The sequence below is a fragment of the Streptomyces sp. NPDC005266 genome, from assembly GCF_040607655.1.
GTDB lineage: Bacteria > Actinomycetota > Actinomycetes > Streptomycetales > Streptomycetaceae > Streptomyces.
The window spans coordinates 1-6,438 of the sequence record NZ_JBEXHC010000049.1 but is presented as its reverse complement, the minus strand read 5'-3'; the positions used below and the strand labels follow the sequence as shown (position 1 = coordinate 6,438).

Sequence of the window (6,438 nt, the reverse complement as noted above, 5' to 3'; positions counted from 1 at the left end):
CGTACGCCGCGGGAGGAGATTTTGTGCGGGTTGTTCGCTGAGGTCCTGGGGGTGGAGCGGGTCGGGATCGATGACAGCTTCTTCGAGCTCGGCGGACACTCCCTCCTCGCCACCCGCCTCGCAAGCCGCATCCGCTCGGCGTTCAGCACGGAACTTTCGGTGCGCGTGCTCTTCGAGGCGCCCACCGTCGCTTCGCTCGCCGCCGTACTCGACAGGGCCGAGGCCGCCCGTCCGGCCATTACCCCGTTCCGGCCCCGGCCCGAGCGGATCCCGCTGTCCTTCGCGCAGCGCCGACTGTGGTTCCTTCAACACCTCCAGGGGCCCAGCCCGGCCTACAACATTCCCGCCGCTCTGCGGCTGACCGGACGGCTGGACCGGGAGGCGCTGCGCGCCGCGCTCGCCGATGTCGTCGGCCGCCATGAGCCCCTGCGCACCCGCTTCGCCGAGGACGCGGAGGCGGGCCCGTATCAGGTGGTGCTCCCGCCCGAGACCGCGCTGCCCGAGCTGCCCGTTGAGACAACGTCCGAGGAGCGGATCGGCGAGCGGCTGGAGGCCGCCGCCCGGGTGGGGTTCGACCTGACGGCCGACATGCCGTTCCGTGCCCGGCTGTTCGCGGTGGCGCCGGACGACCACGTACTGCTACTGGTGATGCACCACGCGTCGGCCGACGGCTGGTCGATGCCCCCGCTCGCCCGTGACATCGTCACCGCCTATGCGGCACGGGCCGCGGGCTCTTCCCCCGACTGGGCGCCGCTGCCCGTCCAGTACGCCGACTACAGCCTCTGGCTGCACACCTACCTCGGAGCCGAGGACGATCCCGGGTCGCTCATGGCGCGCCAACTCGAGCACTGGACCTCGGTCCTGCGGGATCTGCCGGCCGAGCTCGCGCTGCCGACCGACCACCCGCGGCCCGCCGTCGCGTCCGAAGGCGGCGCCGAGACGGAGTTCGCGCTGCCGGCCGCGGCCCACGAGGCGCTGTTGCGGCTGGCGCGGCAGAACGGCACGAGCCTGTTCATGGTCGCGCAGGCGGCCCTGGCGGCGCTGCTGTCCCGACTGGGCGCCGGTGACGACATCCCGATCGGGACGCCCGTGGCCGGGCGGGACGACGAGGCCGTGGAAGACCTGGTCGGCTTCTTCGTCAACACGCTGGTGCTGCGTACCGACATCAGCGGGAACCCCCGCTTCACCGAGCTGCTCGGTCGGGTCCGCGACACCGACCTCGCCGCGTACGAGCACCAGGACCTGCCGTTCGAGCATCTCGTCGACGCCCTCAACCCGGAGCGGTCGCTCGGCCGCCACCCGCTCTTCCAGGTCGTCCTGCGGGTGGACAACTCCGACCGCGGCTCGGCGCTGGAGGCGATCGCGGAACTGCCGGGCCTGACCGTCACCCGGCAGCCCGCCTGGACCGGCGCGGCCAAGTTCGACCTGGCCTTCGTGCTGGAGGAGCGGCGCGGGCCGGATCGCGCCCCGGCGGGCCTCCGTCTCGGACTGGAGTACCGGACCGACCTCTTCGAACCGCACACCGCCGAAGCCCTCGGCGAGCGCTTCGTCCGCCTGCTGACGGACGTCGCCGACCGGCCGGAGCTGCGCATCGGCGACTACGACACGCTCAGCGCGCAGGAGTGGCGGCGGCTGCTCGTGGAGTGGAACGACACCGCGCACGAGATCCCGGAGGGTGGTCTGCCGGAGCTGTTCCGGGCCCAGGCCGTGCGCACTCCGGACGCGGTTGCCGTCGTCGGTGACGAGGGCATGCTGACGTACGCGGAGCTGGACGTGCGGGCCACCGCGCTCGCTGCCCGGCTCGCCGCCCGCGGCGTCGGCCGGGAGACCCCCGTCGCCCTGCTGATGGACCGCTCGATCCTGCTGCCCGTGGCCGTCCTGGGCGTCTTGAAGGCGGGCGGTGCCTATGTGCCGCTGCATCTGACCGATCCGGTCGCCCGGATGCGGCACGTCGTGGACGACACGGGGGCGTTCCTCATCGTCGCCGACGAGGCGCTGGCCGACCGCGCCGCCGAACTGGGCGCGCAGGTCGTGGTCGTGGACGGTGGTACGCAGGCCCGGGACGCCGACGCCGACGCTGACAGCTTTACCGCGCCCGCCCTGCCCGACCAGCTGGCGTACGTCATGTACACCTCCGGTTCCACGGGGCTGCCCAAGGGCGTCGCCATCACCCACCGCGACGTGGCCGAGCTCGCCTTCGACCGGCGCTGGGGCGGCGACGCCCACCAGCGGGTGCTGCTGCACTCCGCCCGGGCCTTCGACGCCTCGACGTACGAGCTGTGGGTCCCGCTGCTGTCCGGCGGCACCGTCGTCGTCGCGCCGCCCGGCGAGCTGGACGTACCGGTGCTCGAGAGCGTCCTGGCCCGGCACGCGGTGACCGCGCTGTGGCTGACGGCGGGCCTGTTCCGCGTCGTCGCGGAGGAGGCCCCCGGCTGCCTCGCGGGCGTACGGGAGGTCTGGGCGGGCGGTGACGTGGTGCCCGCGGCGGCGGTGCGCAGGGTGCGCGAGGCCTGCCCGGACACGACCGTCGCCGACGGCTACGGGCCCACGGAGACCACCACGTTCGCGCTGAGCCATATTCTGCCGCCCGACCGGCCCGTGCCGCCGGCCATGCCCATCGGCCGTCCGCTGGACAACATGCGGGTGTACGTCCTGGACGCGGCCCTGCGCCCGGTCCCCGCAGGCGTGCCCGGCGAGCTGTACATCGCGGGTGCCGGACTGGCCCGCGGCTACGTGGCCCGGGCGCCGCTCACCGCCGAACGGTTCGTCGCCGACCCCTACGGCCCGTCGGGGAGCCGGATGTACCGCACGGGCGACCTCGTGCGGTGGACGGCGGACCCCGCTGAGCCGGATGGCACAGGTGTCATCGCGTTCGTCGGCCGGGCCGACGACCAGGTGAAGATCCGCGGCTTCCGCATCGAACCCGGCGAGATCGAGGCGGCCCTGGCCCGCCACCCGGCCGTGGCCCAGTGCACGGTGCTCGTACGCGAGGACCGGCCCGGGGACCGCCGGCTGGCCGCGTATGTCGTACCGGCCGCCCGCCCGGCCTCGGCGCCCGACGACGACAGCGGCGCCGAGCCGCTCGACACCGGCGCGCTCCGCGACGACCTCGCCCGCGCCCTGCCCGCCTACATGGTGCCGTCCGCGTTCGTGACGCTCGACGCCCTGCCGCTGACACCGAACGGAAAGGTCGACCGGCGCGCCCTGCCGCGTCCCGACCACACCGCCACCGCCATGAGCGGCCGCGTCCCGCGCGACGCGCGCGAGGAGAGGCTCTGCGCCCTGTTCGCCGAGGTGCTCGGCCTGCCCGAAGTGGGCGTGGACGACGGGTTCTTCGCCCTCGGCGGCGACAGCATCATGGCCATCCAGCTTGTCAGCAAGGTGCGACGGGCGGGGCTCGCGCTGTCCGTCCGCGACATCTTCGAGCACCAGAGCGTCGCCCGCCTCGCGCACGCCGTACAGGAGACTGCTGACCCCGGCGACACGCCGGTGGCCGTCTCCGGCACCGGGCCCGTACCGCTGACGCCCATCACCCACTGGCTGGCCGAACAGGGCGGCGATGCCACCGACCACTTCAGCCAGTCCCAGCTGATCCGGGTACCGGCCGGGGCCGAGCGGCAGTCGCTCGCCCAGACCCTCCAGGCCGTCCTGGACCACCACGACGCCCTGCGCATGAAACTGACCGTGACGGACGGCGGATGGGCACTGGAGATCCCGGACCCACCGGGGGCGTCCGGGCCGCGCGCGGCCGACCTGCTGCGCCGGGTCGACGTGTCCGGGACCCACCCCGATGACCTCGGCGCGCTCATCCGTGACGAGGGCACCGCCGCCCGCGCCCGCCTCGCGCCCCGGGACGGCGTCATGGTGCAAGCCGTGTGGTTCGACGCCGGGCCGCGCCTCCAGGGCCGGCTGCTGGTGGTGGTGCACCACCTCGTCGTCGACGGAGTGTCCTGGCGCATCCTGCTGCCCGACCTCGCCGAAGCATGGCAGGACCTCGCCGCGGGCAACACCCCGCGACTGCAACCCGTGGGCACCCCGCTGCGCCACTGGGCGCAGCGTCTCACGGAGCGCGCCCAGCAGCCCCTGGACGAGAGTGAACTCGCGCTGTGGACCAGGACGGTGGACCGCCCGGCCCAGCCGTTCGGCGGACGCGCCCTCGACCCCGCCCGGGACACATACGCGACCGCCGGACGGCTGTCGCTGACACTCGCCCCCGACATCACTGAGGCGGTACTGAGCACCGTTCCCGCCGCCTTCCAGGCGGGTGCCGACGATGTGCTCCTCGCGGCCTTCACGCTCGCCATGACCGAATGGCAGCGCGGCCGCGACAGCGCGGCGTCGGCCGCGCCCGCCGCTGACGGCGTACTGCTGGAGCTGGAAGGACACGGCCGCGAGGAGGAGTTCACCGGCGGCGTGGACCTGTCGCGCACCGTCGGCTGGTTCACCAGCATCTATCCCGTTCGGCTGGACCCGGGACCCCTCGACCGGGCCGACGCCTGGGCCGGCGGGCCCGCCGCCGGACGGCTGATCAAAGAGGTCAAGGAACAGCTGCGCGCCATCCCGGACCGCGGCATGGGCTACGGCCTCGCGCGCTACCTCAACCCCGGGACCGCCCCGGTCCTGGCCGCACACCCCCGGCCCCAGGTCGGCTTCAACTACCTGGGCCGCTACGCCGTCGGAAGCGACGAGCGGCCGGCCGACTGGACCATCGAGGCCGGGGTCGACACCGGCTCCGACCACGACCCGCGCATGCCGCTGCCTCACGCGCTGGAACTCAACGCCGCCGCCAGGGACACCCCGCGCGGGCCGGAACTGGCAGCCGTCTGGACCTGGGCAGGGGGCCTGCTGGCCGAGGACGAGATACGGGATCTCGCCCGCCTCTGGTTCCAGGCGCTCGAAGCCCTCGCCGGGCACGCACAGAACCCCGACGCGGGCGGGCTGACCCCGTCCGACGTGGCGCTGTCCTCGATCGACCAGCGCGAGATCGACGAGTTCGAAGAAGAGCTGACGCAGGAGTGGGAGACGCTGAAGTGAGCCGACAGCCGCGGGCCATCGAGGACATATTGCCGCTCTCGCCCTTGCAGGAGGGGCTGCTTTTCCACAGCGTCTACGACCAGTCGGGCAACGACGTCTATACGGCGCAGTCGGTGTTCGAGCTGGCCGACCCGCTCGACACCGACGCCCTGAAAGCCGCCGTGGCGGGCCTGCTCCAGCGGCACGCGCCGCTGCGCGCCTGCTTCCGGCAGCGCAAGACCGGCGACTGGGCCCAGCTCGTGCTGCGCACCGTCGGCCCCGTCTGGCAGGAGATCGACCTCAGCGGACTGACCGAGGCCGAGCGCGCCGCCGCATCGGACCGCATCGTCGCCGAGGACCGCGTCCGCCGATTCGACCTGACCACCGCGCCGCTCATGCGCTGCACCCTGATCCGGCTCGGCGGCGGCGCGTACCGCTTCCTGCTGACCAGCCACCATCTGCTCTACGACGGCTGGTCGCTGCCGATCCTGGCCCGCGAGCTGTTCGCCCTGTACGAGGGCGGGGACGCGGCGCACGCCCTGCCCCCGGTCCGCCCGTACCGGGACTACCTGACCTGGCTCGGCCGTCAGGACCGCGACGCGGCCGTACGCGCGTGGGACGAGGCGCTTGCCGACATCGCCGAGCCCACCCTTGTCGCACCGGCCGCCGACCGGGAGCCGGCCGTCCCCGAAGAGGTCCGCCTCCAGCTGACCGAACAGGACACCGACACGCTCGTCCGCTGGGCACGCGAGACCGGACTCACCCTGAGCACCGTCGTCCAGGGGGCCTGGGCGCTCGTCCTCGGCAGCATGACCGGGCGGCAGGACGTGGTCACCGGCATCACCGTCAACGGGCGGCCGCCGGAGCTCGACGGTGTCGAGTCCATGGTCGGCCTCTTCATCAACACCCTGCCGCTGCGCCACCGCGTCCGCTACGACGAGTCACTCGAAGGCATGCTGCGGCGGCTCCAGGCCGAGCAGTCGCGGCTGATGCCGCACCAGCACCTCGGGCTCTCCGGGATCCAGCGGCGGGCCGGGGCGGGCGAACTCTTCGACACCCTCTGCCTGTTCCAGAACTACCCCTCCAGCGGCGCCGCCCGCCGCACCAGCAGCGGTGCGCTGAACGTCACCGGCGTCGAGAGCCGCGACGCCACCCACTACCCGCTCGCCCTCATCACCGCCCCGGGTGAGCGCCTGACCTTCCGCCTCGACTACCGCCCCGACGTCTTCGACCGCGCCGCCGCCGAGGCCGTCCTCGCCAAGCTGGCGCGCGTCATTGACACGATCATCCGCGACGCGTCGCGGCTTGTCGCCGGGCTCGATCTCCTCGACGCCGAGGAGTGGCGTCGTGTGGTGGTGGGGTGGAATGGGTCGGGGCGGGTGGTGGGGTCGGGGTTGACGTTGCCGGGGTTGTTTGCTGAGCAGG

At 73.4% G+C, this 6,438-nt stretch carries 2 protein-coding genes; both read left to right on the top strand.

From position 1 onward, the window contains the following. Window positions 1-30: 30 nt before the first annotated feature. Window positions 31-5,034 carry an amino acid adenylation domain-containing protein gene (locus ABZU99_RS34730; protein ID WP_356050494.1) on the top strand — a complete coding sequence of 1,668 codons (5,004 nt, stop codon included), beginning with the start codon at window positions 31-33 and terminating at the stop codon, window positions 5,032-5,034. Next, window positions 5,031-6,438: condensation domain-containing protein (locus ABZU99_RS34725; protein WP_356050495.1), on the top strand; the 1,408-nt coding region annotated here is incomplete at its 3' end. The genes ABZU99_RS34730 and ABZU99_RS34725, both read left to right, overlap by 4 nt.